The organism is Vibrio sp. Isolate22, from assembly GCF_022398115.1.
In the GTDB taxonomy this organism is placed as follows: domain Bacteria; phylum Pseudomonadota; class Gammaproteobacteria; order Enterobacterales; family Vibrionaceae; genus Vibrio.
Map to the genome: position 1 here is coordinate 1 of NZ_JAKEUW010000065.1, position 25,815 is coordinate 25,815.

The 25,815-nt window shown below is 37.7% G+C and carries 23 protein-coding genes, 1 tRNA gene, 2 rRNA genes and 3 pseudogenes; 24 read left to right on the top strand and 5 right to left on the bottom strand.

Annotated features, from left to right (window positions below):
* The 5 genes from L1D55_RS23305 to L1D55_RS23325 all read left to right on the top strand — a co-directional run.
* A 23S ribosomal RNA gene (locus L1D55_RS23305) occupies window positions 1–193 on the top strand; the annotation flags it as partial.
* A gap of 93 nt (window positions 194–286) precedes the next feature.
* Window positions 287–402 (top strand): 5S ribosomal RNA (gene rrf / locus L1D55_RS23310).
* Between the two features lie 106 nt (window positions 403–508).
* Window positions 509–599 (top strand) — tRNA-Ser (locus L1D55_RS23315).
* An 87-nt stretch (window positions 600–686) separates the two neighbouring features.
* On the top strand, window positions 687–1,955 hold the full coding sequence (locus L1D55_RS23320) for a site-specific integrase (RefSeq protein ID WP_239919041.1): 1,269 nt from the start codon (window positions 687–689) through the stop codon (window positions 1,953–1,955).
* On the top strand, window positions 1,948–2,379 hold the full coding sequence (locus tag L1D55_RS23325) for a hypothetical protein (RefSeq protein WP_008221844.1): 432 nt from the start codon (window positions 1,948–1,950) through the stop codon (window positions 2,377–2,379). Before L1D55_RS23320 ends, L1D55_RS23325 begins: the two co-directional genes overlap by 8 nt.
* Window positions 2,380–2,464: 85 nt before the next feature.
* Here L1D55_RS23325 and L1D55_RS23330 read toward each other — a convergent pair whose 3' ends face one another.
* Both L1D55_RS23330 and L1D55_RS23335 read right to left on the bottom strand, forming a co-directional pair.
* On the bottom strand, window positions 2,465–4,093 hold the full coding sequence (locus tag L1D55_RS23330; protein ID WP_239919042.1) for a hypothetical protein: 1,629 nt from the start codon (window positions 4,091–4,093) through the stop codon (window positions 2,465–2,467).
* A gap of 159 nt (window positions 4,094–4,252) precedes the next feature.
* Window positions 4,253–5,200, bottom strand: a complete 948-nt coding sequence (locus L1D55_RS23335) for a site-specific integrase (RefSeq protein ID WP_239919043.1) — start codon at window positions 5,198–5,200, stop codon at window positions 4,253–4,255.
* A 517-nt stretch (window positions 5,201–5,717) separates the two neighbouring features.
* Between L1D55_RS23335 and L1D55_RS23340 the strand changes: the two genes are divergently transcribed.
* The gene (locus L1D55_RS23340) at window positions 5,718–6,314 is read left to right on the top strand and encodes a type IV toxin-antitoxin system AbiEi family antitoxin domain-containing protein (protein WP_239919044.1); all 597 of its coding nucleotides are present in this window, start codon (window positions 5,718–5,720) and stop codon (window positions 6,312–6,314) included.
* A gap of 57 nt (window positions 6,315–6,371) precedes the next feature.
* Here the strand turns inward: L1D55_RS23340 and L1D55_RS23345 are convergent, their stop codons facing one another.
* Complete coding sequence (locus L1D55_RS23345) at window positions 6,372–6,716, bottom strand: hypothetical protein (RefSeq protein WP_239919045.1); 345 nt, start codon at window positions 6,714–6,716, stop codon at window positions 6,372–6,374.
* Window positions 6,717–7,164: 448 nt separating this feature from the next.
* Here L1D55_RS23345 and L1D55_RS23350 point away from each other — a divergent pair.
* Window positions 7,165–7,867 (top strand): annotated as a pseudogene (locus L1D55_RS23350) (transposase).
* A 421-nt stretch (window positions 7,868–8,288) separates the two neighbouring features.
* On the opposite strand, the pseudogene L1D55_RS23355 reads toward L1D55_RS23350, so the two are convergent.
* Window positions 8,289–9,391, bottom strand: a pseudogene (locus L1D55_RS23355) (ISAs1 family transposase).
* A gap of 326 nt (window positions 9,392–9,717) precedes the next feature.
* On the opposite strand from L1D55_RS23355, the gene L1D55_RS23360 reads away from it, so the two are divergent.
* The 14 genes from L1D55_RS23360 to L1D55_RS23425 all read left to right on the top strand — a co-directional run bounded on the left by L1D55_RS23360 (window position 9,718) and on the right by L1D55_RS23425 (window position 22,914).
* The gene (locus L1D55_RS23360; protein ID WP_239919046.1) at window positions 9,718–10,242 is read left to right on the top strand and encodes a toxin-activating lysine-acyltransferase; all 525 of its coding nucleotides are present in this window, start codon (window positions 9,718–9,720) and stop codon (window positions 10,240–10,242) included.
* A complete protein-coding gene (locus tag L1D55_RS23365) occupies window positions 10,232–11,617 on the top strand; it encodes a protein adenylyltransferase SelO family protein (RefSeq protein WP_239919047.1) in 1,386 nt (461 codons plus the stop codon). Before L1D55_RS23360 ends, L1D55_RS23365 begins: the two co-directional genes overlap by 11 nt.
* Window positions 11,618–11,627: 10 nt before the next feature.
* On the top strand, window positions 11,628–12,800 hold the full coding sequence (locus L1D55_RS23370) for a glycosyltransferase family 2 protein (protein ID WP_239919048.1): 1,173 nt from the start codon (window positions 11,628–11,630) through the stop codon (window positions 12,798–12,800).
* Between the two features lie 62 nt (window positions 12,801–12,862).
* The gene (locus L1D55_RS23375) at window positions 12,863–13,132 is read left to right on the top strand and encodes a hypothetical protein (RefSeq protein WP_239919049.1); all 270 of its coding nucleotides are present in this window, start codon (window positions 12,863–12,865) and stop codon (window positions 13,130–13,132) included.
* Between the two features lie 634 nt (window positions 13,133–13,766).
* Window positions 13,767–14,756 (top strand): radical SAM protein, encoded by a 990-nt coding sequence (locus L1D55_RS23380; RefSeq protein WP_239919050.1) that lies wholly within the window; start codon window positions 13,767–13,769, stop codon window positions 14,754–14,756.
* A gap of 12 nt (window positions 14,757–14,768) precedes the next feature.
* Window positions 14,769–16,037: an HlyD family efflux transporter periplasmic adaptor subunit gene (locus L1D55_RS23385; protein WP_239919051.1), complete on the top strand. Its 1,269-nt coding sequence runs from the start codon at window positions 14,769–14,771 to the stop codon at window positions 16,035–16,037.
* A gap of 9 nt (window positions 16,038–16,046) precedes the next feature.
* Complete coding sequence (locus L1D55_RS23390) at window positions 16,047–18,173, top strand: peptidase domain-containing ABC transporter (RefSeq protein WP_239919058.1); 2,127 nt, start codon at window positions 16,047–16,049, stop codon at window positions 18,171–18,173.
* A 1-nt stretch (window position 18,174) separates the two neighbouring features.
* Window positions 18,175–18,825 (top strand): DapH/DapD/GlmU-related protein, encoded by a 651-nt coding sequence (locus L1D55_RS27605; RefSeq protein ID WP_345772796.1) that lies wholly within the window; start codon window positions 18,175–18,177, stop codon window positions 18,823–18,825.
* Window positions 18,822–19,043 carry a hypothetical protein gene (locus L1D55_RS23400; RefSeq protein WP_239919052.1) on the top strand — a complete coding sequence of 74 codons (222 nt, stop codon included), beginning with the start codon at window positions 18,822–18,824 and terminating at the stop codon, window positions 19,041–19,043. The genes L1D55_RS27605 and L1D55_RS23400 overlap by 4 nt, the downstream gene beginning before the upstream one ends.
* 24 nt (window positions 19,044–19,067) lie before the next feature.
* Complete coding sequence (locus L1D55_RS23405; protein ID WP_239919053.1) at window positions 19,068–19,724, top strand: HAD-IA family hydrolase; 657 nt, start codon at window positions 19,068–19,070, stop codon at window positions 19,722–19,724.
* A gap of 2 nt (window positions 19,725–19,726) precedes the next feature.
* Window positions 19,727–19,990 (top strand): hypothetical protein, encoded by a 264-nt coding sequence (locus L1D55_RS23410; protein ID WP_102473358.1) that lies wholly within the window; start codon window positions 19,727–19,729, stop codon window positions 19,988–19,990.
* A 4-nt stretch (window positions 19,991–19,994) separates the two neighbouring features.
* The gene (locus L1D55_RS23415) at window positions 19,995–20,714 is read left to right on the top strand and encodes a HesA/MoeB/ThiF family protein (RefSeq protein WP_157933899.1); all 720 of its coding nucleotides are present in this window, start codon (window positions 19,995–19,997) and stop codon (window positions 20,712–20,714) included.
* A 9-nt stretch (window positions 20,715–20,723) separates the two neighbouring features.
* Entirely contained in the window at window positions 20,724–21,458 is a 735-nt protein-coding gene (locus L1D55_RS23420; RefSeq protein ID WP_239919054.1) for a hypothetical protein, read from the top strand.
* 199 nt (window positions 21,459–21,657) lie between these two features.
* Window positions 21,658–22,914 carry a hypothetical protein gene (locus tag L1D55_RS23425; protein WP_239919055.1) on the top strand — a complete coding sequence of 419 codons (1,257 nt, stop codon included), beginning with the start codon at window positions 21,658–21,660 and terminating at the stop codon, window positions 22,912–22,914.
* Window positions 22,915–23,109: 195 nt separating this feature from the next.
* Here the strand turns inward: L1D55_RS23425 and L1D55_RS23430 are convergent.
* Window positions 23,110–23,252: pseudogene (locus tag L1D55_RS23430) on the bottom strand (IS630 family transposase); the annotation flags it as partial.
* A gap of 469 nt (window positions 23,253–23,721) precedes the next feature.
* Between L1D55_RS23430 and L1D55_RS23435 the strand changes: the two are divergent.
* The 3 genes from L1D55_RS23435 to L1D55_RS23445 form a co-directional block, all read left to right on the top strand.
* Window positions 23,722–25,059, top strand: a complete 1,338-nt coding sequence (locus L1D55_RS23435; RefSeq protein WP_213962389.1) for a tyrosine-type recombinase/integrase — start codon at window positions 23,722–23,724, stop codon at window positions 25,057–25,059.
* A gap of 2 nt (window positions 25,060–25,061) precedes the next feature.
* On the top strand, window positions 25,062–25,598 hold the full coding sequence (locus L1D55_RS23440; RefSeq protein WP_239919056.1) for a hypothetical protein: 537 nt from the start codon (window positions 25,062–25,064) through the stop codon (window positions 25,596–25,598).
* Window positions 25,599–25,631: 33 nt separating this feature from the next.
* Window positions 25,632–25,815, top strand: a 184-nt coding sequence (locus L1D55_RS23445) for a transposase (protein WP_239919057.1), incomplete at its 3' end; no start/stop codon positions are given.

Genomic DNA, 25,815 nt, shown 5'->3' on the forward strand with positions numbered 1-25,815 from the left:
TTGCCCGGTAGCTAAGTTCGGAATCGATAACCGCTGAAAGCATCTAAGCGGGAAGCGAGCCCTGAGATGAGTTTTCCCTGACGCTTTAAGCGTCCTAAAGGGTTGTTCAAGACTAGAACGTTGATAGGCAGGGTGTGTAAGCGCTGTGAGGCGTTGAGCTAACCTGTACTAATTGCCCGTGAGGCTTAACCATACAACACCCAAGGGGTTTTGATGGACTCAAAGATACAAACGCTTGAATGAGTTTGAGAGAACGAGAAACAGCTTTCCGAATTTTAAAATTTTGCTTGGCGACCATAGCATTGTGGACCCACCTGATTCCATGCCGAACTCAGAAGTGAAACACAATAGCGCCGATGGTAGTGTGGGGCTTCCCCATGTGAGAGTAGGACATCGCCAGGCTCCAAATTTATTTTCACTTTTGCAAAAAGTGAAGACAAAAAGCTTCGTTACTTGTACAACGAGTAACAACCTCAACAGTGTACTAATCTGTTGATGACAATTTGTTGGAGGGATGGCTGAGTGGTCGAAAGCACCGGTCTTGAAAACCGGCAACCGTTAATAGCGGTTCTAGGGTTCAAATCCCTATCCCTCCACCACTATTCATTAAAAAAAGCCTTTGATTATCAAAGGCTTTTTTTGTATCTGTAAGACTTGAATTTGCTTCGAAACAACGAGGTAAGTCAATGTATATACAAAAATCTCCCCACGGCGTCTATTACGCACGGATTTGTACTCCAGCACAGTTGAAAGCGTTGGGATTCCCATTCGATCTAAAAATCAGCCTTCGAACAAAAGACCCTAAGCTAGCTAAAGTCATTGGCTTAAGCCTTGTCAGTGCTGTCAAAGAAGCCTTTCGTACTACAGACTCTCTGTGCTTTTCAGAGTTTCAGTTGCATCTAAAAGGCATCTTGTCCCACCACCTGAACTTACAATCACAGAAGCAGGACGATCGCTTACATTTAGGTTGTATGCCTTCCATAAGTCATACTTCTAAGCGTTTGAGTGAAGAAAAGCATTGGAGTGAAGCGTTAGAACACTTTCTAGAGTTCAAAGGGGTTCAAGAGGTCAGTGCATTGACTGTCCATCAGTTGAAACAGCGCATTACCTTCTTCTTTGAGAGCACAGCGCTATCTGGTTTATCAACAATAACTGCGATGACACTGATGGAGTACATTAAGACTCTCAACAGCTCTAGTCTTTCAGCGAAAAGCTGTAAAGATTATTACGCGGCGTTAAGTCAATTTATACGTTGGTGTGCGACCATGTCTTTGATTGAAAGAAACGTGTCTGCAGATATCAAAGCGACTTTCAAGAAGTCTATAAAAGCTGATAAGCAGCGCTCAAGGTGGTCAGAGAGTCAGCTTTCAACACTCTTCTCATCTGAGCAGTTTCAGCAAGTGGATAATGGTTTCTACTGGGTTACTTTATTGCTCACGTATATGGGTATGAGGCCGAATGAAGTGTGTCAGCTACGTACAGAAGACGTGGTCGTTAGCGGTCCAGTCCCTTACTTAAACGTAACAGATGGGGGGCACGGACAGCGGATCAAGAATCGTTATGCTCTGCGACAAGTCCCCATTCATCAGAGTCTAACCAAACATGGCTTTCTTGAGTATGTTGAGTTTCGTAAGAACAATAGCAAAACCGGTCTATTCGATTACAAGCCACTGGGTCTCAACAAGGACTGGAGCCAACAATATTGCCAACAATTCGGCAGACTCCTATCTAAGATCGGATTGAAAGCAGGGCAACGCCCTACTGCGTACTCCCTCCGTCACACTTTCATTGATGTTCTTAAGCAAAAGGAAGTGGCTGAGTCTACAGTCGCTGATATCGTTGGCCATCATCACCCCTCAATGACATTTGGCCGATATGGTAAGCAAACAAAACTGAAACTTATGCTTAGTGCGGTTAACCAGTTCTCACTTCAACTGGAAGGCTCACATGAGTAAGTTCAACTATGATGAGTTGCACACGGTTTATAAGGCGTTCAAGCAAAGCTATTTTGAAGGGGATGAAACCTCGTTGCTTGCTTTATCGATACAGTATAACTATCAAGATATCCACTGCCTCTATCAGCTTTTTGAGCGCCTCGAAGATAAACCAAGCACAACATCTATGTCGTTAATGGCATTAGGAATAGATTGGCAAACACAGCAGGCACTGTTTGGTGACTTTGAAACACTGAGAGAAATTGCAGGGCTCGTAAGCCCTCCACCCATGTCACACGTAGAGTGTTTTGATGCCTTTGTTCTACCTTATTGGACCATTATGTCAAAGAAAGGGATTGTTCTTATTAGCACTAGAAGCCAAGAGCATTTTACTTTCGTACATCGTGTGTCAGGAGTAGAAATTCAAGTTAATATAAAGCGCTGAATCTCAATGTCATTTTGAAAAACCAAATCTCGTGAACACCTTAGAGCTCACGAGATTTACCTTTTAAATTATTATGAAGACCTTATCAATCGAACTCTCGGACGGCACTCATTCTCCGTTTTTTGGGGGAAGCAGTGTTCAGGTTTTCCCTATCATCTAGGAGGGCGTCTTTCATCCCACATACAAGTGCCTGCTGTATTGGGTTTCCATCCAATTTTTTCATGTGAGCTGACATCCTTCTTTCTAATAAAGTCAGTAGTTCTTTCTCATCCCTTTGTTCAAAGACAAATGATTTCATTATATCTTGAAAGATGGGAGCTAACGTATCAACCACGGTATGAGTCAGTTTAGCGATCACCTTTTTTAGATATGAGCTCGATTTCTCTAACTGTTCATTTTTTTCTTCATTGTGTAGAACTTTTGATTCTGCCGTTTTGAGCTGTTCTTTGACTGTTGATAGATCGGTTAAGGTTGTATCCAGTTGATTGGTTGCAGTGTTTGTGGCCGATCGTAGTAAGTCTATATCTACATGTAATCTTCTTATTTTTTCTTGTTCCTCCTTTTTTTTATTTTTCACTTCGTTGATGTGTTGATTTAATTGGCTCAACTCCTCGAGCTTCGATGAGATTGTTTGCTCAATTTGTAGTTGCTCGTTTTCCAGCTTTCTAGTGTGATAATTACAATCCCTTTCACTTTTTTTTTGCTTTCCTTGCCGGCGCATTTCTTTTACTTTTTGTTTATCTTTCTGAAGTTCTTGATTGAACTCCATGCTCAATCCTTTTTCTATGAAGAGGTTTTTATTCATAAACCGCCGAAAACATTCCTGCAACAGCGCTCCATGCTCTGATTGCTCCCTTCTTGTAAAGCACGCTCCTTTTCTGTATTGAATTGGCGAGTGTGAACGGTCCAAGCAGTTCTTCATCCTTTGAGCTATATTTGCTTTGGCGACTCTAAGATCCCACTCTTTAGTTCGGCTATTTTGCGCGTTAAGGAAGAGGTGGACATGCTCCCCAGTATCTTCATTGAGACTCCTTTCATCGCTATGAACAAACACGGCTAATATTTCATAGTCTTTGAAGAATCGGCGATAATAGTTCATAAACGCTTCAGCCATTTCTTTACCACAAAGAAGATCCTGAGAAACTTCATTTCGGTGTGGAATGACAAAAATCGACTCTTCTACCAAGTTTGAGTTCAAATTTTTAGGGAACGAAACCAGTTTGTTATGAAGTGAAATGTACTTCTCAAAAGCGTTCAGCCTCTGCTTCTTGCGAGAGAAATCAATACTCCTAGCTTCATTAAGCAAAGAGTCTAGTTTAAGCGGGACATGTTCAGGGGTGCCTAAAATCTTAGCGATAAAATTAGCCCCCTCGGTATTTCCCTTTTCTGATTGCAGAGCGTCTTTTAGCTTTTTCTTGTATGCTCTCTTTTTTTGTTTACATTTGGTCAGCCCTTCGTTGGGCTTTTGAGGCAGCCTTAGAGAATCGATAAACTGGGATTTATCGTCATTGCTCAATTCATCAAGTTTCGTCCATTGGTTATTGATATATACTTCGTTGAGGTGACTGAGATCTGGATTCCATTCAATGGTTTCAGATTTCGCATTTTCATCTCGGATACTATGTCCTGCTGACTTCTTAAGCTTGGCCTGTTTTTCTGCTGTGCCGGAATACGGAAGCGTTGAAAAAAAGCATGTGATGGCTTTATTTTTCATTGTGTAGTCCTCGGTTTGTGTGTTGTTGTGTTGGGGGCGTAGCCCCCACCAAGAAGCTTTCGTTCATCTTTTACGTAGTAAAAGTGTTGCGAAAGTGTCCTTGGTTACGATGTCGTTATCTTTTTGAAAGCCGGTGTCGAGACACCGGAATGAGGCAAATTAAAGGATGGGTTTGTCGACCGAATTTGCAGCTTTCTGAAAGTGCAAATCAATCAGGTTGGGGTAGTCTTTTGCGTCTTCTTCAATCCACTTTGAGTAATGCTTATAAAGCATATCTAGAGTGTTGTGCCCTAGTTGAGACCTTATCCAATAAAGATTTGCCCCACTCAAAATAGCTTGAGATGCGAATGTATGACGGGCCTGACTCGCACCTCGATGAGCGACGTTGGCTGTAACGAGCCAGTTTTTAAAGGTGCGATCTATTGCTTTATCTTTTTGGTAAAATTTCCCTGTATCAAGATTAGGGAATAGAGGTTTTGCGGTAAGTTTGGTTCGGGTCTTTTGATCATTTTCGGTGATATGGATTTCTTGAGCCGCTAAGCCAAAGATTAAACTTAACTGGTTTTCAATTATCTTTTGGGCTGTCTTAGACAATTGGATCCTACGCTTTGATCCCGTAGTTTTTGGCCTTTTAAAGTGATTAACTACGCAAGCTCTCTCGACTTTAAGCTCTCTTTTTACTGGGTCATAATCATCAACAACTAGTGCCAACCACTCACTTTTTCGAAGCCCTGTATGGCAAGCCAGAAGGACCCCATTTTTAACACTTGAGCAAGCTGCTGCTTGGTGAGTTAAACGGGTTATATCATTCAGTGTGAATGGATTACAGCTAATGGGAGCATTTTGTAAGTTATGGATACCATCAACTGGAGATTGTGTAATAAGCCGATCCCCAACTGCAAACGTGAATACTTTTCGGATAAGTGTCAGGTCTTCATTTAGTGTTTTGTTTGTAAGATCATTGTGTACATGTAAGTAGCGAAGAATACAGCTTCGTACGATATCTCGTATGTCGAGTTCTCCGAAAAACGTTACGATACGTTTTAACTTAGATCTCCATGCTTTTATTGTTGAGTTAGCGTAAGTTCCTTTTTCAAGTTCGAACATTGTTTCTGCTACCGTGCGAAACAAAAACTTATCTCTGCATTTCATGATGCAAACCTCATTTTTATTTGAGATCTACGCTACAGATTTACAAAAAAACCGTCAATAACACTGGTAAATCATAAGTGCATGATTTTAATATAAAATAAATACACACCCCAACATTATTGCTTAAATAACAATCGCTTAAAAAAGTAATTAAGCGATATCGCACAATATAACCAACCAATCTATTTAACTTATTAATGAATTTTAACCAGCAAAAACCGCCATCATTAACCACTCTAATTAGTTAATAATGTTGAATTAGTTATCTTTTTAAACATGATCTATTGAAATGTGAAATTCATAATTTTTTGTTTATCTGAATCACTTTGATATGTAGGAAGTTGGCTATTTTTAATGGGTTTAGCTATTTTCGATCAATAGCAGTGTTGTTTGCACCATCTAAGGAATGAAAGAAAAATGTTACGTTTTGGCATATAGTACAAATTAAGTATGACAAAACGTATCATTAAAAATGAATCCATCACAACTCGATAAGCTTAAAAAGCTATCCATATTCACCACCTCAGACGCTGCAAAACTCAATGTAACTCGTGCCGCCCTTTCTCGCGCTGTGGAAAAAGGTGACATAGAAAAACTACAGCGAGGACTCTACGGGTATGTAGGTAGAGAAGAATCGGAGATGCACTCTTTTGCTGAGGCCAGTGTCAGAGCGAAAAAAGGGGTTATCTGCCTTCTATCAGCACTCAGTTACCACAATCTCACTACCCAAGCACCTTTCCAGATATGGCTCAGCATTAAAAAAAATGATAGAGCTCCCAATATTGAGTACCCAAGCATTAAGATTGTTCGTACCAGGGACGTGACGGATTTGGGGGTGATCTCAACGCAAGTTGATGGCATCCCTGTTTTAGTAACGGACGTTGAGCGGACGATTGTTGATTGCTTTAAGTTCCGCAACAAAATCGGGATTGATGTCGCGATTGAAGCACTTACAGAGGCAAAAAGAGCTAACAGATTAGAGCAAGGGAAGCTCTGGGAGTATGTAAAGCATTACAGAATGACAAATGTAATGATGCCCTATATGGAGATAATAAACTACAAAGGTTAGTCACTTACTTCTAACACGTTGTTACCTTGTTTTATAGAGTCCGAGATTGAACATCGATCATATTGTAGAAAGCGCAGCAATTGCTTCGACGGCTATATTCTCAGGACAATGACCATAACGCTCCTCTAAAGCATGGAATTGCTCAAGTGTGAAGCATGTAACCAAAGAGTTTAAGCGTTTTCCTTTTAGGGTTTCCAGAGAAAAAGCAGCGGTAGAGCAACTTATATCAGCTTCACCCCAAACAACACGCTGACCGTCGCGCTTTTTATAGCGTTCGTCTTGCTTTAGGACGTTTCTGCCTTTCAAGGTATCAATTACAAATCCCAAAGGAAGGTCGTTTATCTTTGCTAAATGCAGCAATGTGTTGACCTTCATTTTATAGGGCTTACTAAAATACCGCATAACTCCCTCTATATGACTTCTTGAATACTTGTGCAGTTTTACAACTAACTACCGGCGATTAAACGACCTGCAGCAGTGACATTGCCTAGTTTAGCCCCCCGTTTCTGTTTTGCTAGCTAACTAGCGTCAGGTTAACTGTCGATAGTTGCTTAGCAAATTCATGTAACTCAAAATTACCAATGATCGTTTTCGCCTTAAGTACGTGTCCGTAGATAGCCGAATTTTGCCCAAATGTAGCTAATCTGACACCCAAAATATGAAAAATGGGCATCATTGTGCGGTTCTTTCATCAAATGAACATTTTGATTTTGAAATGTAAATCGCTCAAAAAGCGCTACAAACATATAAGGGACATGGCTTTGTCGCGCAATTCAATGGAACTAAATCTAGAACCTATGATCAGATCTGCTAGATTCACTCCCTCTTGTAGTCTTATGGCTAAACCTTATTGCAAAACAACCAGTCGTTTATTAACCGTGCTTCACTGACCTTTTGGATTGAATAAGAAGCGATAAGTGGGCGGCCGCAATTCAAATTGAGGTCTCATTTAAGGCCGAAATGAGGGGAGCAACAGAACGTCTAGTTGTTAATGGCCTTAAGGTTTATGGTAAAGGTGGAAGGACAGTCAAAAAAACAAGGGGCGGATGGCAACCGTAGAGTTAGGCGAAAGCTGCATTTTGCCGCCGATGCTAGCACTCATGAAACAATTGTAACCGAGCTAAGTTTATCGACGGTTACAGATGGAGAAGTGCTCTTGAACTTACTTAAACCAATACACCGAAACATCCCTAAGTATCTGGTGATGCAGCTTATGACACAAGAGCTTGTCACGCAGTTATTAAGATTAAGCAAGCCGTTGTGCATACTCCGCCGTTAGAAGGTGCAGCCTTCTGTGAGCGTTGCCGCCCTTGGGTTGCCAGAAGTTATACGGCTCAAATCAGTATTGGAAAGAACAGTATAGATAGGACAAACATTTACTCTCAGAAACAGCGATGTATCGAGTTAAACATTTGCTAGAGGGACGATTAAGCCAAGAAATTACAATACGAATAGATGAAACCTACGCGATGATAAAAACGTTAAACAAGTTTAATGGGTTAGGTATGCCTGAACATCGTAAAATTGACCAACAAAGATGCCAAATTGGGTAGGTCTATCTACGAATTTAATTACACAACAAAGCCTTTGAAAAAGTGCATTTTCAATCAAACCACGTGGCCCTCTAACAGTGTATCGTGCGGGGGCGATCTCAATATTGAGTCGTTGAATAATTGAAGTGCTAATGTAATACCTAAATCACTTTATCGATGTCGCTTCCCACGTTTAATATGTCTATCTTGCGTCTAGTTTCTTAACGCTTCTTTGTTAATCCAAAAGGACAGAGATTTTCGGCCAATGAGTGATTGGTTTATTGCCTAAAGTTGATTGTTTTATAACGAGGTTTAGGTATAGAGCGGTCGTGTGGCGAATGTCGCCGTTCAAATCGTAGGTTCTGGATTTAGTTCCACCGAATTAAGCAAAAAAACTAACCCTTCAGTACGACTACAATGGTCAGGGCTACAGCATGAGTGCCTAGTTTTTCACCACTTGACTAAAACCAGCACTTAATACTGCCTCTAGCATGGACGTATTCATCATACATCGCTTTTGTTTCCCTACTATGCTTAGCTTGGTTGGCTCTTCTCGGAGCATGTTCAAGCTCATATGACGTAAGCATGATAAGTTCTCCGCACCGTGATCTTTGTATATCTGGCACGCATCTTCATTCATGGTGAGATCAAGTACCCAGTGCATGACTCTATGCCAATGTTCTCTAACTGCCTTCGCCGCTTGCTCTGCACTAAGCTCTTTAGATCTGATGTAATAACGATACTCTAGCTCGACAGATTTGCCTTTCTCAAGGCGGAAGTTTTCAACCATTACAATGCTCTTTAAGCCTTTCCAGCGAGAGAAGTTACCTTCAAGTTCGGTGCTGTCAAAAACATAGCATTGGCGAGACTCTACACGACCGTGCCCTTGCTCAATAGAGAGGTCGTCAGCCACGTTTGCTCGTTGAGATGAGAACGCTTTCTCTACTGCTTGTTGCAGTTTTCCTTGGTTGCTCTTTACGGCAAGCAAGTAATCACCACCTTGCTCTACAATGACCTTGGCAATTTGGGTTTGACAGGCCAATAAGGGTTCCATTGATATCGAGCATCTTTATCAATTCAGGGATCGCGGTAATCTCATTACTTTTTTCTTCGGTTTTAAGCTGTCCCAACACGAGCTTATTTGACGATGCATAAGCACTAAGCATATGAATGGTGCTCGCCCCGTCTTCACGATTGTAAGAGCCTCGAAGTGTTTTGCCATCTATCGCAATTACTTGACCTTCGGTAAGAGTATGTATTGATGACATCCAGTTAATGAAGCACTTATGGAACTACTCGGGTTCAATGGTAGAGATGATACGAGCTAGCGTGTCATCAGCAGGAATACCATCCAAAACATATCATTACGCTTAAACCAATCATGATGACCGAGAATGTATTCAGGGATATCAAACCAACCTTTCGCGCCTGCAATCACCGCACATAGCGAGCCCAAAAGGACTTCAAAAGGCAATATGTGACCTTTACACCTTTGCGTTGGTCGATAATCGTTTGAAAATGTTCTTGGAAGTGACCAATGTACACGATGCTATCTCTAAAAAGGGGTTATATGATCACAGCTAAATGTGATCGTCAAATCGATCATGATTTTGATTGAAAAACGTTCACGATCTCACGCTGCTACAACGGGTACTTATCTTGAATACATATTGCCCACAATTTATAAATTGTGACCATGATCGGCTATATCTTATAACAAGTGGTTATATTTGGGATTAATATACCAATAAGAATGCACTGCAATAGAGTTCGTATTTCTGGTGGTGTAGCATATAAAAATAATATCGGAAGAGGCATTAGGTTCGTTAATTCAATGCATTAGATAAGAAATTTAACCTACTGGTCGGAAAATGTTTAAGAGAGAACAAAAGTATAAATTGCAAAGTGCTGAAGTAAATCAGCTGTTTAGTCGCCGAGAGCCAAGAGGTAAGTTTAAAAATGAGTTACTTCTAGAATTAGGGCAATTTTTAGAAATCACAGCAAAAGTCATAGACAGACAAAATATAAATATCAGTTCATTTATACATTGGATAAAACCCGCAATTCTTCATGACCAGTATTTATTTATAAAAAACGATGGCGATCTTGATCCTTCTGGGTATGTTCTCTGGGCGTGGGTAAGTAGAAAAACACTAAACGAATATTTTACTCAAGAGCGTTTTGCTCTTCATCCGATGTGCTGGAATGAAGGGAAATATCTTATCATTGTCGATTTTGTGATTGCTGATAATTCGTTATCTCAAACTGTAATACGTAACTTATATCGAAGGGCTCGAAGTCAAGCTGATATATCATTTAATACGATCAATATTTGTGTGCGGAATCAGGCCGGTTTTGTAGTTAAGCATAATAGGAAAAGTGATTATGGAAATTGACTTCATTAAAAATAATTTTAAAGACAATGCTGATCAATTCGATATTTCTAATCAAAAATTACCGGAAATTTCTTTTGCTTATTTTGAGACGAAAAGATTAAAGAACTCGGAATTGGTATGGTTAAATACTGATCTGTTAAATACGTATGGCTTCAATGGTTCAGTCGAAGAAATAGAAAAATTGTTACTAGAACAATATTCTTATGTCTCGGAGGGCTATACCAACAGCAATCGAGTAATGAATAACACACGTAAGAGTTTTTGGGCTGACCGTTATGGCTCCAGACATGAAGTCTGTAATGGTGGAAGTGCTCGCTGCGGTTTTGATGGTTATTTCCAAATTAAAGGTATTGGCTTAACTCCGCTATTGGCTCAAAATATGAGTGAATCCCATTCTCACGGTAAATTATTTTTAGATGAAGCTATTGCAGAAGCTATTTGGGGGGAAGTATGTCACAAACACCTGCCATTAGGAGCTATTAGAACGTTAGCGATTATAAAAACTAATGTAAATCAAGAGTATTTGTATTTAGATGGTAAACCGAAAAAACCTTGTGCTTTGGCAATTCGGGAGTTTTCTATTCGGCCTGCTCATTTTGAAAGAGCTACCTTCTTTTGGCCATCTCATGAAAATATGTTTCTTCGAAGCGATGATGCAGATAGGGTGCGAGAGTCAATTAAATATCTACCGAGATCTTTAGGTATTAGTGAGTGCGAGCTTTCTTCTAAACAAGAACTGTTGAATTGTTTGAGTCTGATTATTTCTCGAATAGCGAAGCAAGTCGCTTTTTCTAGGGTTAAAGGGATACCACATGGTTCGTTAACAAGCTCTAATATTGGAATTGACGGTCGGTTTTTAGATTTTGGAACCATTACGGCTGTCCCTGATTTTGGTAATTATGTACTTGCCGATGGTGTCGGAGGGGTATGGGATGATCATTTATTAATCTATGACTGGTTGAAGAACTTAATAATAACATTGAAAAAATATACTACATTCAGTGAGGGTATATCTGAACAAAATTCACAGGGCTTGGTTGAAGATTTTATAAATGAACTTGATTATCAAGAGAATCTCGCAATATTAGAAGAATTAGGTGTGAAAGATATAAGTAGTAATAATGTTTATTTGGCAGGTAAAGTAAAGAACTTATTGACGTCATCTCAGCGTAGAAACTTAGGCGAATTTCGTTCAGATATCTTTAAACAGACAATTGCTGAACTTGCTCAGCGAGAAGGTCTAATCGTCGGTGATATAAAATTTGAACTAAGAGAATTTAAGTACTCATCTTTTGTCATTTTGAATGACGAGTACCTTATAAAATCTAGATACTCGAAAGATTCAATAAATAAACTAATTAGTAAATATTGTTAAGGGTGAATGTATGTTGGATTTAATTGAAATCTACTTAGTTGCGACATCATCTATCACTTTGTTGACTACTACTGTTTTGTTTTTATCATACAAATTTAAATCGGAAAGTGTTAATTATTTATATACACCCTCAGTTTCTGTGTTTGTTCCTTATTATAACGAAGATTCAAAATTATTATTGAAAGCTTTATCATTTTTAGACGACCAAAAATATCCAGACCAACTAGAAATTTTAATAATTGACGATGGCTCTACAAATGGAACAACCAAAGAGGTAGAAAAGTGGTTGACGATAGAAAGAAATCAAAATTATAAACTAATTAAAAAACCTAATAATGATGGTAGGAAAGGCTTTGCTTTAGATTATGTTCTTAACTTAGGTATTCCTACTGGCGAAGTTTATGTGGTTGTGGATAGTGACACTTTTATTGAAGAAACTGGAATTCGAGAATTAGTTAAAAAATTATGGTCTGATGAACGTTATGCAGCTGTATGTGGGTATATTACGCCAAATAACTATCAAGAGAGTTTTATTGGTCTACTTCAACATTATGAGCATATTAGTTTTTATGGAGCGATAAGAGCGGCACAAGATAGGTTAGGACGCGTACCTGTCTTGGCAGGAGCTTTTGTTGCCCACCGTGCGAGTGTTGTGAAAGAGTTAGGTGGATGGAGTGAATGGTTAGTTGAAGATATCGCATGGTGTTGGAAAGCAATTTCAAACCAGTATAAAACGGGTTATGCACCAAGAGCCAAAGCGACAACCCAATGTCCAACTGATACAAAAAGCTTATTTAAACAAAGAAGAAGATGGGCGAGAGGGCGTGTGGAAGCTTACGTTGTCGCTTGGAAAACACATTGGTTAGCGGGTCTATGTTCTACTCCATGGTTCATTTTTACAGCAACTCAGTACATATTTCCATCTAGTTTTATATTATTGATGTTTATGATTATGTTTAAAATTTGGATACCGGTTGTGCTGGGTTTAATAAATATGGTTTTATATTTATATTTAGTTAATTTGTATATCAACGATTACGAATTAAAATCAGAGACCGATATAAGACAAATACTTAAAGCTCCGCTGTTTTCGTTAGTGCTAGAGACCATTATTTGGCTACCAAATTTAATAGGTTATATTGACGAATTATTAGGAAAGAAGAAAAACTGGTTAACTCGATAGGTCTCGAATTAACATATATGAGCGCAGTACTCTTTTACTGTATTAATAAAAAGGAAATTAATATGTATAACCTAAATACAGAAGAAATTTTGATGGTCGATGGTGGGGGGGATGGTGGTAGCTTTATCAAAACAAGTATTCAGGGATATATCGCTGGAGAAGTGATTGGTGCAGGCCTTGGGTATCTTAATAATGCGCTAGGTGGCAACAATAATTATAGTAATAACTCTGGAGTCAGTACAGGTACCAATCAAAATTATGGAGGCTATGGTTTAGATTCTGGTGGTGGCATGATGCAAGCCGGTGGTTCAAGAGGTGGATATGGTTACTAATATTAATTAGTAACCAATAATCAATAGGGCAGGCTGACTGTACATGCCCTATTTTCAATGGAGCTTAACTTTGAATGTAAAAGTAAATCATGTACTCAAGACTGGTCTTTATATTTCAGTTTTTACCATTTTTACCTCATTTGTCATACAATTAATTGTTAGTTTAATTTCAAGTGAAGGTCAGGAGGTTTATAAAAAAGCTGAATACAACCTTGCTTTATTTGTATTAATTAGCCCAGTTATTGAAAGTATAATTTCTATACTTATTTTAAGGGTGTGTATAATTTTTATAAGTCAGAACGCATCATGTATAGCATTAGGCGTTGTTTGGGCGGGATTACACTCGACAATGGGCTCTAGTATTTCGAATAGCATTGGTTTATGGTTAGTATCATTTTTATCTTTTTCTGTTTATGGTTGGTTATATTTTAGATGTCTTCATGCTAATTTTTTAGTTAATGTTATCATAATTACATTTCCTCATACCTTGCACAATATTTATGTTTACCTTTTCATTGCTTATTTTTTATAATTAATTATTTTTCAGTAAGTTAAAAGTGTTCATTCAACTTCAACGTTATTATTATTTATTTTAAAATATAAAATAATTGTGAATTTAAAAGGTTTAGTAAATATGAAGTATAAGATTAATTCTAATGATGGTTGTTTTTCTGTGAACTGGGCTTTAATTAATAACTGTAATTACAAGTGTGATTACTGTCATTCAGATTTGAATAGTGGATCTATTAAAGCACCCTCGTATGAAGTTGTAGTCAATTTTATACAGACAATACTAGAACAATCAAATAGGTTGCAGCTGAAACCATATTTTGAGTTTGGTGGTGGTGAAGTTACTCTACTTAGATATTTTGGTGATCTTATAAAACATATCCATAAAAATGATGGTTTAGTCTCTATTGTTTCAAATGGTTCGAAATCTTTGCAGTGGTGGACTGAAAACGCTCAATTTTTAAATGGTGTAAGCTTGAGTTTCCATATCAATGATATTCGAGAAAAAGCTCACTTTGTTGAAGTAGCAAGAATATTAGAAGCTTCAAGTAATACTCGTTTACACGTCAATGTAATGATGGAGCCGAATAGATATAAAGATTGCTATTTATTTGCATTGCAATTAAAAGAGCAAGTTAAATGCTCAATTGCATTACAACCTCTATATGAAGGTTTCGGTCATGGTGGTATCACAAAAAAATATACTTATACCGAAGAGCAAGAATTATTAATGCAAACCTTTCGGGGGAGACCTGATGAAAAGAATCTACCAGAGCCAAGATCGTCCTTAGATATTGAATATACAGATGGTTCAATAGAGACGCTTTCCACTTTTGATCTGCTGATTAATAATCAAGTCAACTTTATTGGCTGGGATTGTTACGCAGGTGTCGAGAGTATAGTAGTTACTTTTTCCGGTGAAATCTATCGAGCGTGGTGTATGCAAGATGGTGCGATCGGCTCTATATATGATAATGAAATTACACTCCCGACGAATCCGACTCGTTGTCGAACTAAAATTTGTCAATGCGGTTCAGATATATCATCTACCAAGATAAATAAAAAATCAGTTCAAAAAGAAAACAATCGTATTGCAATTATAGAATTGGATTAAGAGATCGATCATATGGTGGCAAGAGCCAAACATTTATATCGTCCCGAATTTTTTGAAGCACAAAAACAAACTAATGAGGGGGCCATTTTACTCAATAACTCGTTTAATCAAAATATTTATCTTCTCCTTTCTATGTTGGTTTTTATTACTGTGGTTGCCTTTATCACGATGGGCGAATATACAAGAAGAGAAACCTTGGTTGGTCTTGTCAGTCCTTTAGGAGGGATGGTGAAGGTGCAAGCCAACGATTCTGGGTATGTAGAAAAATTGTTCGTAAAAGAAGGCGATAGAGTTGAAAGTCTTACCCCACTTTATGAAATTAAAACGGAACGTTTTGACGAGTCGGGCATAGGTGTTAAAAAAAGGATTTTAGCATCACTCGAGAGTCAGTATCAATTAATCATTGAAAGAAGGCAACAAGAAGAAGAAAGGGTTGATTTTGAACGTCAAGCTTTAGTTGAAGATATTGTTCGCTTAGACATCGAAACGAACATTTTAAGAAATGTATTGAATTTGTCCAAAAATGAGTTGGCGCTAACTAAGGAGTTGGTAAATAAACAAAAAGTTCTTTTAAAAAATAACTTTATATCAGAACTTGATTATCAAAAACAACAATTAGATTTGATATCCAAGCAGTCTCAGGTAGAAACTCATAATTTAAACCTGCAAAGGTTACAGCGAGAGAAACAAAGCCTAGTTACTAATTTGAATAACCTCGATATAAATTTAAGTATTAGCCTTAAAGATCTTGATAGACAATTAGAGGTGATGACTCAGAGTAAAGTTGAATTTTTGTATCAGAGTGATAGTCAAGTACGCTCCCCAATTAAGGGGATTGTGGCATCAATCTTGGCAGAAGAGGGGCATTCTGTTGTTAATGATCAACCGCTACTTATTCTTGTTCCAGAAAGTGAAAAAGCTTTTGTCGAATTATACGCACCTAGTCGTAGTATCGGTTTTATGAAAGTTGGACAAAAAGTTAGATTAAGGTTTGACGCATTCCCTTATGAAAAATTTGGTGTCCAGACTGGCATGATCACGAGTGTTTCCAAGTCTTCTGTCGCTCCTGAAATGATTGCTAATCGACGTTTGATTAAAAATAACGAAGTCGAGGGGTTATACCAAATCAAAGTAGAGCTATCAAAGCCAACGATTACTGTTTATGGACGAGAAGAAAGTCTAGTTTCTGGCATGACGGTTAGCGGTGATATAGAGCTTGATACACGAAAGATTTACGAATGGATATTAGAGCCGCTATATACGATTAAAGGGAAGATATAGATTGTGGAAATGAACAGCCAAATAGATTGGGGGATGGGTAAAAAGTTGACGTTGGTACGTCAAACTGAAAACGCTGAATGTGGCGTTGCCTGCCTCGCTATGATTGCTGATTGGCATGGACATCAAATCAGCTTAAGGCATTTACGGGCAAAGTTTGGTATTACACAGCATGGGATGTCGTTTTCTCGGCTCATTGAATGTTCAGAATTGATAAGCCTGTCAGGACGGGCCGTCCGCCTTGATCTTAATGAATTAGAGCAATTAAGCACACCTTGTATTCTTCATTGGAACCTAAACCATTTTGTGGTTTTGAAATCAGTGAAAGGGAAAAAGGTTGTCATCCACGATCCTGCTAATGGTGTGGTTAACCTTACCCTGTCTGATGTAAACAAACACTTTACTGGTATCGCTCTTGAATTATCACCAACACATGACTTTAAGAAGATTGATGAGAAAGAAAAGACGAAGCTTTCGGAACTGATAGGTAAAACTGTTGGATTAAGGTCGTCTCTTATTAAAATATTTCTGTTTGCATTGGTTTTGGAGGCTCTTGCTCTGTTATTGCCAATGCTTAACCAAATTGTGATTGATGAAGTATTAGTCGGCTATGATGAGAATTTACTTATTTTGATAATATTTTCCATTCTTCTTATTGCAGCAACCCAAACATTAATTGGCCTTGCAAAAGAGTGGGCGACTATTACATTATCGGTCAATTTTAATATGCAATGGACAGCTAACGTTTTTCATCATTTGTTTCGCTTACCGATTGAGTGGTTTGAAAAACGTGATATTGGCAATATCAGTGCTAAATTTGCGGCAATTAACGTAATTCAAAATACATTGACTACCAGCGTGATACAAGCTTTGTTAGACCTTGTGTTAGTGGTTGGCACGTTAACAGTTATGCTTTTATACAGCCCGACGCTTTCCGTAATTGCAATCATAGCTGCACTTGTATATGTGATCTTACGTTTTGCATGGTTTGGTACATTTAAACGAGCAGAAGAAAATACTTGGGAAGCAAATACTAAGGAAGAAAGCTACTTCTTGGAGACCGTGAGAGGGGTTCTAAGTTTGCGAGTTAATGGGACGCTACCTTGGCGAGAGTCTTCTTGGCGGAATTTGAATATTAAGAGAAGAAATGCCCAGCTTTATGAACTTAAATTGGGAATGATTTATAACACGATAAACATCACCATTATCAGCATAGTGTCTGCTTCCGTACTTTGGTTTGGTGCTAATTTGGTGTTAAGTGGGCAATTTACTATTGGGATGCTCGTCGCTTTTTTATCCTATCAAGGTCGCTTCTCAGGCAGTATCAGTTCTCTAATTGATAAGTATTTTGAATATCGAATGCTGTCTGTTTATAACGAACGGCTTGCCGACATCGTACTTACCCAAAAAGAAAGAAATAATGATTACGGATTTAAAGCTGTCCAGTCAAGTACGACGAATAATTATGAGGAATTGATTGATTTTTCGGGTGTTTCTTTTTCTTATGGTGCGAATGATCCCCTTTTATTAATTAATGCATCGTTTTGTATTAAGCGAGGCGAAATAGTTGCTCTTATCGGTCCCTCTGGGTGTGGGAAGTCAACAATATCGAAATTGTTATTAGGAATCTATAAACCAACGGATGGACACATTGGTTTTTTTGGAAATTCTAATTTATCAATGAAAGAAGTCAGGCAACGTATAGGTGCAGTTCTTCAAGAAGATCAGTTATTTAGTGGTTCTATTATTGAAAATATTACTTTTTTTGGTTCTGATTTGGATGAGGAATGGTTAGTAGAGTGTGCTCGAAAGGCGGGGGTGCACGATGATATCGAGCGTTTGAATATGGGATATCATACTCTTGTTGGCGAAATGGGTTCAAGTTTATCTGGGGGGCAAAAACAGCGAATATTAATTGCTCGGGCATTATACAAGAAACCTGAATTATTGATATTGGATGAGGCAACGAGCAGTTTAGATATACATACGGAATCGTTAGTTTGCCAAACATTTAGGCAGATTGGACTTCCAATATTGATGATAGCACATCGTCCTGAAACAATAGCGGCTGCTGATCGAGTGCTACTTTTGCAAGATGGAATGATCACCGAAGTGCCAAATTCATTTAAGAGGAGATGAAGTGAAGTATCAATCAAAAAGAATACTCTGTCCTATGTCTGACGTTATGTTAACCGATGAGCAAATAATGGATCGTTATGGTCAATATTTTGGTATAGAGCCTTGGGTTAGTTTTTCGGGCTGTCCTGTTGTTAACTTGACCAGAATTTCAGAAGACACGTCCATATCGATATTATCGTCGGTTAATCAATGTATCAAGATTGGAGTAGGTTGTTATATTGAATCAACGGTACTTCCTGCTTTTCCTTCAGGTCCAACAAAATTAACTTGTGTAGCTATTAAAGATGGGAACTATGGACAAATAACCATCGGGAACAACACGGTATTACAAGGGACTACAATTTGTTCATATCAATCGGTCACTATAGGTGAGCGAGTTATGTTTGGCCCAAACGTAGTTATTATGGATTGTAGTGGTCATGCGACAGAAAGCCGAGGCGAGCAAGACGAATTAGAACGTTTGAAAGTCGCCCCTGTTCAAATTGGTAATGACGCATGGATTGGTTATGGGGTGATTGTTTTACCTGGTGTTTCAATAGGGGAAGGCGCTGTAATTGGAGCTGGGAGTGTTGTCTGTAACGATATCCCTAATGATTGTGTTGCCGTAGGAAACCCGTGTTCAGTAGTAAGGAAATTAAAAGAGGGAATATGAAAAACTATATTATTTTCAAGAAAGACACACTATATTTAGCTATCGATTTAAATGAATGTCAAGTGTCAGATGTTATTTACTCCTTATTAGTTCAAAATTTTATTGTAACGAACATTAAAATTGTGGCACCTGATAGTAAGACTGCTTTAGATAAGTTCCATAAAGTTTTATCTGCTTATTCAATTAGTCATAGCGATTTTCGAGGTATATCTGTTTAAATTTAAATTGGGGGTTATTTAATCATGAAAGAAATTAAGTGTTCAGGTTTTATATTTGATGTTGATGCTACATTGGTAGATACAATGTCAGTGATTGATGATATATGGAAAGCATGGGCGTCATTAAAAGGTGTAAGTTTTACAGAAGTATTTCCATATGTTCACGGACGAAAGGTAAACGAAACTCTATCCATGGTAGATGAGAAATATAATAATATGCAGGAACAGGAGTTAATAAAATCAATTGCAATAGAAAAGATGGAGAGTGCAAAACCAGTTAAAGGAGCTTTGGGTTTTATTAGTAAGATACCATTAGATAAGTGGTCAGTAGCCACGAGTGGACCAAGAAGTATAGCTACAACAAGTATGAAAGCTTCCGGCTTTCCTTTACCAAATGTAATGATTTGCGGTGAGGATGTTGATAAAGGAAAGCCTCATCCAGCCCCATTTTTGAAAGCAGCAACACAACTTGGAATTACGTCTGATTTATGTGTTGCATTTGAAGATTCTCCCGTTGGAGTCAAGTCAGCTAAAGCTGCTGGTTGTTTCACTATTGCTTTGCTAACTAGTCACGATGAAGAAGAGTTACTGGAGGTTAATGCTGATTTAATAATACAGGACTTTTCTAAATTACACTTGTGTGAAGATTCAAGTGGTTTTTTAATTAAAATAGAGGAATAAAGATGAATGAAATAGTCAATATTGAGATTGATATACCGAAAGCAATTGGTATATCAAAAGTTATTGAAGCTCCACAAGGTTGCACATTAATCAATGTTATTAAGTCAAATTATAAACTTGAAGTTCACTCAAGAATAATAGATGTTAATGATGAAATTAACAGATTTTGTTTAGTTTACTTAGATGGAATAAGAGCAAACGATTCTAACATGACTATAGTCAAAGATTGTAAAATAGAAGTAATATTACCTATGGCTGGAGGATAGCATCGTGAGTGAAAGATACTCTAGACAAGTAAAAGTTATCGGAAATGAAGCTCAAGAACAATTGCAAAAATCGTCAGTACTAATCATTGGATGTGGTGGATTAGGTTGTCCTATTTCATTATATCTTTCTACTGCTGGAGTAGGTAGTTTAACACTCGTCGATGATGATATCGTAAGTATGTCAAACCTTCATAGACAAGTATTATTTGGAGAAGATGACATAGGGTTAAGTAAGGTTGAAGTGGCTTCTACAAAGCTTAAGAAACTTAATTCAAATGTAAACATAGCTGATTATCACACAAGGTTAAATAAAGAAAACTCTAGTTCGATTATTGATGGTCACGATTTGGTTATTATTGGATGCGACAACTTTGAAACAAGGTTTATAGTCAGCGAAAGCTGTCAAAGACTTCAAGTTCCTTACATTAATGCTTCTGTCTTGGGAGATGAAGGGGCAATCACATTTTTTGATGTTCAAGGTGGATGTTATCAATGCCTTTACCCTGACCTTGATGTTTTAAATGTTATTCCAACACCTAGCTCAATTGGGGTACTTGGTCCAATGGTGGGTGTAATTGGAGCATCAGCGTCTACAATGGCTCTTCAAATACTAATCGGAAAAAAAGAAAAATATTTAAACAAAATATTTTCTTTTGATTCTGATACATTATTAATGAAATCATTTTATTATGATAAAAATGAAAATTGTATAAATTGTAAATAGGTGGGATATATGAATAAAATAAAACCATGGTTAAAAACAAATGATGTAACTTTGACTTCTAGACTCTTGATCGGTACTGAGCAATATGGAACATCTGAATTAATCAGAGATATAACTATCGCATCAGGTTCTGAGTTATTGATCGCAACTATAAACCCAAAAGATCGCAGTTCTGGAGTTACTATCTCGGATGTCGCCTCATCTTTGGATAAAGAAAACTATAATTATGTCCCAGTTTCGACAACTTCTTTTGTACATACGGTAGAGGAAGCCATTGATACAGCTAGAAAGTTAAGAGAGTTATTTGATATAAATTTTGTAAAACTTGATATTAGAAATGATTCTAAACAGCGTTGGTCGAATAATTATGATGTGTTAGAAGCTGCATCAATTCTAATTGATGATGGCTTTGATGTTATGCCTATGATAACTCCATGTCCTTTTGCTGCTAAAAAATTAGAAGAGCTAGGTTGTTGTGCGTTAAGATTATCAGCTGGTGAACTGGGAACAGGCGTGGGAATATATAACCTTCAAGCAATGAAAAATGTTAGAGATGAGGTTAGTATTCCTTGTATTGGTGAAACTGGAATCATTTCTGTATGTGAAGTGACAAAGCTTTTTGAAATTGGAATGGATGCTGTTCTAGTAAACTCTGCAATTGCTCAAGCTAAAAACCCTATTGCTATGGCTCATGCAATGCGATTAGCTGTGGAAAGCTCTTTATATTATCGAGAAGCTAATTAAAAATAAATTATATATTTAAGGTTTTATATATTAAAGTGGAATTTGATATCGTTTTTTGATTTTATTATAACTTAAGTTTATAAATTATAATTGAAAAGTGATTCCCTATCTAATATTGGTGGGCGAGATGTACCTTATTTATATAAAGCCTTCTATAATCTTATCCATATTAGAAAACTATAATTTTGTTGGAATAAAAATGGTCTTACGTGAACTTTCAAGTCAAGAATTATCACAACTTGCATGGCATACGATACATTACTTCATTAAAGTGGGGCGGGGTGTTGATGAGGCAAATTTAAAAAACGCATTTTATACTACGGTTGCAAATGATAAACTAGCCAGTTCCAAGGTTACTCTTTTAAATGATAGATATATTTTTGAAAGTATCAAACCTGAAAGTGTTCCTTTTCATTCTGAGTTCGTTGATGATTTTAGTGAAAAAAGTGAAAGATACAATATTGTGGTGAATAGTCATGTTCCTGTGCATGATTACCAAGTGAAAATGAATTTTTTTAAATCTAAATCAGGGAGCACTATAGTTCTATCGCTTGCTCACTCTATTGCAAGCGGGAGATCTGGAGTCGACTTTATATCCAATATACTTCGAGAGTATGACTGCTTAGTAAGTGATAAAATAAGTTTTAGTGATAGCTTTGATGTTCCTAGACCACTCTCTTACTATGCAAAATTGAAATCGACTAAGATAATGGATTATGTCGACGTTAGTGAGTTAGATAAAGCATATTCACCAATACCAAAAATGAGTACCGTTGATACTCCTCGTGATTTAAATACTAAATTCATAGATATCAATGTTATCGATAAAGATTACTCTAAGTTAGTTGAAATGTGTAAAGTTAATGGCGTTTCTGTTAATTCTTATTTAAGTGCTTGTCAAATAAGGGCAGTCTACGAAACTTTTTTTGATAAAGGTTATGAAAAGCTCTTAACTCACAATCTTTCGATTGATATGCGAAAAAAGGTAAATGATGCAAATTTTGGAGGCCTAGTCCATTTTTCACACTCAGGTATGATGTTCATGCAACCTAGTGACCTTGATTGTGTATGGAGTTTGTCAAAAAGTATTTCCTCTTGGCTTGAAAGGTATTTAAGTTCAGAAAGAATATGGGCATCTCTTAATAAGATTGAAAGTTTAGATTTAATCATTGATGATGTAAATGCGCCAATATTAGATGACACGTTGAGTTGGTCCTCCTGTAATTCTAATTTAGGGATCATAGATTTCAAAGAGTTTGCGGATACTATACCTGTTGAAGGTTTTAATTTTATAGTTAATCGGATAAATGGTTCACATTTGGCATTTATTTCAACGTTGAACGATAGTATATCGATCCGATATGCTTTTAGTGAGCCTCACTATAATAATGAGTGTATGGAGAGACTTACGATTAATTTTAAAAAGCAAATCATTAATGGTTTGCTAATCAAGTAGTAGTATAATTATACATGGTTCTTGGTTTATCCAATGGTTATCTTGATAAATCATGTAAGGTCTCTAAACCAAAGGAGACCTTACATAAGCTTTGTTGTGCAATTCAGTTTAGGTACTGGGTCGTTCCGTTTCGTGTTGTTTTTGCCATAATGCGAAGTTTCAGGCTCTCCTAACCCAGTAAGCTTGTCGGTCGTTTTATGATCGCGTAAGTTTACCCACTTGAAAATTGTCACTGATTCGCGTTGTCAACGAGTCTGAGAACTCCGGAGAGTCACGGTAATGAGTTGGTCGATTGTTGCATTAAAGTCGCGTTTATTTTTCAAGTGAACATTATTTCTAAAATTGTGTTTCATTTATTTCCTTAGTGCCTTTGTAGCTTTCTATCTCGAAGGTATCTGAAGGTTTCTAGCTCGACTTCAGTTTACACAAAATTATGACCGACAGTTTTATCCCAAACCGCTATTAACTGGTAATATTTCATTTTGAATGATTTAGTGTACATGTAGCCTTCATAGCGCAATAACTTTTTGTCTAAAGTGAACGAATATAGGATATTTTAGAAGCGTTACTTGACGGATTTACGAATCACTAACTATAGTCAATTTAGTAAGTCAATCATTAGCAAGTTTAGTCTGCATTGTGATTAAGTTATTGATATCAGGTTATTTAAAGAATGAATATCGGAGTTTCTAGGGTTCAAATCCCTATCTCTCCGCCACTATTCTTTACGCATTAAGCCCTTGAATTTCAAGGGCTTTTTCGTATCTACAGTACTGCAAATCACTTTCATGACAATGAGGTGAGACAATGTACTTACAAAAAGCGCCTAATGGCGTGTATCAAACCCGTATTTGCATCCCTAAGGCTCTACGAGAGTCAGGTTATCCATTCGATATAAAAGTTAGCTTGTTGACAAAAGAGCGTTCAGAAGCGATCGAGCGCAATTTTAAGGTGGCTTCTTGTATCAAAGTTGCTATTAACCAAGTAGATATGGCTAATCCTGTTCTGTTTCCTAAGTTTAAGTTAGCCCTTAACCAACAGATAGAAGTTCTTCGTAAATCTTTCAGTTCGCCAGCAGCTTATAAGCCCTCCCTTGAAGCTATTGCCTACTTTGAAGATGATATTGTTTCAGACCTACCAAACAATATTGACCTATCTAATCTTGAAACGACTGAACCGAGCATAAAGAGTATCCCTTCCAAAGTAGTACCTTTTGCTCAATTGCTTAAACGATTTCTTGAAAGCAAAGAGAAGCGCAATGTTCGTCAGTTAACTGTTCACCAGCTCAACAAACGTATTACTCACTGTCTTAATTTTCTTGAGACACAAAATGTGAACCGCAATACCGTCGGTATCTCTCACTTAGAAGAATACATTGACTTACTCTATTCTGAGTCACGTTCTTCAAAAACAAACAAAGAATACTTTGCAGCAGTAAAACAATTTTTCAACTGGCTGAAGCGGAAAAAGTATATTCTCAAAAACCCGTGTGAAGACTTGAGTCCTAAGTTTAAAAGTAAACAACATGCGTCTGAACAGCGTGAAAGGTGGTCAACTGATGAGCTTAAGACATTAATCAACAGCCCTGCCTTCGCACTACAATCACTAGATTTTCAGTGGATCACTAAACTACAACTCTTTCATGGCTTACGCACTGGCGAAGCTTGTCAGCCATATATCCAAGATATTGTTATAGATGATGGTATCCCATATTTTCGAGTCACTGACCAATCCAAAGATCAGCACTTGAAAAATGAGCATGCTGTTCGAAACGTCCCCTTACACCCAGCGATTCGCGATGACTTCATCATATTTTGTGAAAGCCGTCTTCATAAAGGCAATGCCCCTCTATTCAATTACTCACCGCTCGGGGCAGATAAAGACTGGACTAAGACATATCGAACCCAATTTGGGAAGTTACAAACCAAGTTAGGTATGACCGCAGGAAAGCGCCCAACTGCTTACGGGTTAAGGCACACGTTTATCGATGAACTTAAAGAGCAAGATGTTCCAGAGCATAGCGTAGCCGAGGTAGTTGGACACGTTAACTCAAATATGACATTTGGTCGATACGGCAAAAAACACAAACTTGAGAAGCTATATGAAGTGGTATCAAAGTTTGGCGTTGTACAGTTGGAGGGCTAGAGATGAAAGCATTATCACAAAATGTACGGAAGGCATTGATTGTTGCCATACAAGATAGCGAGTCTCATCGCGAGCAGCTAGACCTATCACGATTCCTAAGCCTAGGAGTTACTAAAGAACAAATTTATCTTATTGATCATTCAATTAGTATGCTTCGTGAACATCCATATTTACGATTAGAGGACTTTGCTGCTAACTATAGTATGCGCCAAATAGAGCAAACACTGGGCGATATAGACAGTTTTAAGAAGCTGTTAAAACTTGATGAGTTTACTTACCTTGACTGGCTTAAAGTAAATAACCTAGCTGATGATGAGTTTGTTTGCTTACCTTACCTCGTTTATCAGCACTTTTCTGCGGAGATTCGTGAAGGTTATGTGCAAGGTGCTCACTTAAATGAGAATTTGAAAGTCGATTTGGGTTGTAAGCAAGTTGATTGCTTGACGTTCCGATGCGGAACTCAGTTAGGTATCCCAGCCAATGAATACGAGATGATGATAATGCTTTTATTGATCCGCCCCAGCAGTTTTGGACACTGAGTTAAGTGAGTACAATCACTAACGAGGTGAACAATGACAACTAAGAAAACTAGAATTAAACATTCCCCTGAATTTAAAGCAGAAACCCTGAAGTTAGCAGATAAAGTGGGAGTAGCTGCGACAGCAAGACAGCTTTCTTTACATGAATCTCAAATCTACGGGTGGCGAAAGAACTCGAAGAAAGACACCAGTACTAGTCAGCGAGAGCAAGAACTAG

What these genes read in the sequence shown, in the direction of transcription:
- L1D55_RS23330 (WP_239919042.1), bottom strand. Translation starts at nt 4,093, where the DNA reads ATGAAAAATAAAGCCATCACATGCTTTTTTTCAACGCTTCCGTATTCC.
- L1D55_RS23335 (WP_239919043.1), bottom strand. Translation starts at nt 5,200, where the DNA reads ATGTTCGAACTTGAAAAAGGAACTTACGCTAACTCAACAATAAAAGCA.
- L1D55_RS23320 (WP_239919041.1), top strand. Translation starts at nt 687, where the DNA reads ATGTATATACAAAAATCTCCCCACGGCGTCTATTACGCACGGATTTGT.
- L1D55_RS23405 (WP_239919053.1), top strand. Translation starts at nt 19,068, where the DNA reads ATGAAAGAAATTAAGTGTTCAGGTTTTATATTTGATGTTGATGCTACA.
- L1D55_RS23370 (WP_239919048.1), top strand. Translation starts at nt 11,628, where the DNA reads ATGTTGGATTTAATTGAAATCTACTTAGTTGCGACATCATCTATCACT.
- L1D55_RS23380 (WP_239919050.1), top strand. Translation starts at nt 13,767, where the DNA reads ATGAAGTATAAGATTAATTCTAATGATGGTTGTTTTTCTGTGAACTGG.
- L1D55_RS23390 (WP_239919058.1), top strand. Translation starts at nt 16,047, where the DNA reads ATGAACAGCCAAATAGATTGGGGGATGGGTAAAAAGTTGACGTTGGTA.
- L1D55_RS23425 (WP_239919055.1), top strand. Translation starts at nt 21,658, where the DNA reads ATGGTCTTACGTGAACTTTCAAGTCAAGAATTATCACAACTTGCATGG.
- L1D55_RS23360 (WP_239919046.1), top strand. Translation starts at nt 9,718, where the DNA reads ATGTTTAAGAGAGAACAAAAGTATAAATTGCAAAGTGCTGAAGTAAAT.
- L1D55_RS23385 (WP_239919051.1), top strand. Translation starts at nt 14,769, where the DNA reads ATGGTGGCAAGAGCCAAACATTTATATCGTCCCGAATTTTTTGAAGCA.
- L1D55_RS23345 (WP_239919045.1), bottom strand. Translation starts at nt 6,716, where the DNA reads ATGCGGTATTTTAGTAAGCCCTATAAAATGAAGGTCAACACATTGCTG.
- L1D55_RS23375 (WP_239919049.1), top strand. Translation starts at nt 12,863, where the DNA reads ATGTATAACCTAAATACAGAAGAAATTTTGATGGTCGATGGTGGGGGG.
- L1D55_RS23325 (WP_008221844.1), top strand. Translation starts at nt 1,948, where the DNA reads ATGAGTAAGTTCAACTATGATGAGTTGCACACGGTTTATAAGGCGTTC.
- L1D55_RS23420 (WP_239919054.1), top strand. Translation starts at nt 20,724, where the DNA reads ATGAATAAAATAAAACCATGGTTAAAAACAAATGATGTAACTTTGACT.
- L1D55_RS23340 (WP_239919044.1), top strand. Translation starts at nt 5,718, where the DNA reads ATGAATCCATCACAACTCGATAAGCTTAAAAAGCTATCCATATTCACC.
- L1D55_RS23365 (WP_239919047.1), top strand. Translation starts at nt 10,232, where the DNA reads ATGGAAATTGACTTCATTAAAAATAATTTTAAAGACAATGCTGATCAA.
- L1D55_RS23410 (WP_102473358.1), top strand. Translation starts at nt 19,727, where the DNA reads ATGAATGAAATAGTCAATATTGAGATTGATATACCGAAAGCAATTGGT.
- L1D55_RS23440 (WP_239919056.1), top strand. Translation starts at nt 25,062, where the DNA reads ATGAAAGCATTATCACAAAATGTACGGAAGGCATTGATTGTTGCCATA.
- L1D55_RS23400 (WP_239919052.1), top strand. Translation starts at nt 18,822, where the DNA reads ATGAAAAACTATATTATTTTCAAGAAAGACACACTATATTTAGCTATC.
- L1D55_RS23435 (WP_213962389.1), top strand. Translation starts at nt 23,722, where the DNA reads ATGTACTTACAAAAAGCGCCTAATGGCGTGTATCAAACCCGTATTTGC.